Annotated in this window: 1 protein-coding gene and 1 tRNA gene; both read left to right on the top strand. The window is 49.8% G+C overall.

Annotated elements, in window-relative coordinates; all coding sequences use genetic code 11:
* Positions 1–77, top strand: a tRNA-Asp gene (locus tag NC856_RS17655).
* 272 nt (positions 78–349) lie between these two features.
* Complete coding sequence (locus NC856_RS17650; RefSeq protein WP_264091704.1) at positions 350–838, top strand: integrase arm-type DNA-binding domain-containing protein; 489 nt, start codon at positions 350–352, stop codon at positions 836–838.
* The last annotated feature ends 112 nt before the right edge of the window (positions 839–950 follow it).

The following is a 950-nucleotide window of genomic DNA, read 5'->3' as shown; positions in this document are numbered from 1 at the left end:
GGAGCGGTAGTTCAGTTGGTTAGAATACCTGCCTGTCACGCAGGGGGTCGCGGGTTCGAGTCCCGTCCGTTCCGCCAACTCATTGTCTTTGGATGTTTTTATACATCCCTATGAGTTAAGAAACCGCAAAGTCATCAGTGACTTGCGGTTTTTTTTCGTCCCAATGTTTCCACCGGCATGCCGGGGAAGCCAAAGATAATGAGTAGATAAATGAGTAGATCGCTCAATGAGGATATTTCGATACACTCATTTTGAATTGTTTATGACGGAAAACTTTTAATTCCAGAGTATTGCAGCCATTCAACTTTGTGAAAACGGCCTCCGGGCACGCGTTTATCAAGGAGCAGAAATGGCTATTATTACACGTCCTCTTTCCTCTTCCGAGGTTCAGAAAGCAAAACCCGCCGCGAAGCCCTATTATCTGTTCGACGGGCGGGGTCTGTGCTTACAGATCAAACCCAACGGCAACAAATACTGGCACTGTCGCTACAACCGCCCCTCCACCGGAAAAGCCACGGAAATCAGCCTGGGGCAATATCCTGACATTTCGCTGGCGGAGGTTCGCCGGGAGCACCAGAAATTACTGGCGCTGCTGGCTAAAGGCATCGATCCCAGAGAAATTGAACGTGAAGCAGTAGATCAACGCAAACGCACTGACGAGAGCCGCTTTCGCGTCGTGGCTGAAAAATGGCATAAAATCAAAAAAGGGAAGGTGACGGAAAAACACGCTGTGCAAATCTGGTCGTCACTGGAAAATAACGTGTTTCCGGCCATTGGCGATATTTCTGTCATGGAACTGAAAGCGCCCGACCTGATTGGACTGACCCCGCCCCGGTAGACGATCCTGCCCTATAGTTTGAGCATAGGAGGAGCACTCAGTTTACTATACTCCTGAATACCGGATCGGACTGACCCGTGCTGGGATTGGCTGAACTGCCTTTGTGTTGACC

The sequence above is a fragment of the Brenneria izbisi genome, assembly GCF_025840185.1.
Taxonomy (GTDB): domain Bacteria; phylum Pseudomonadota; class Gammaproteobacteria; order Enterobacterales; family Enterobacteriaceae; genus Brenneria; species Brenneria izbisi.
This window is presented reverse-complemented; position numbering and strand designations above follow the sequence as displayed.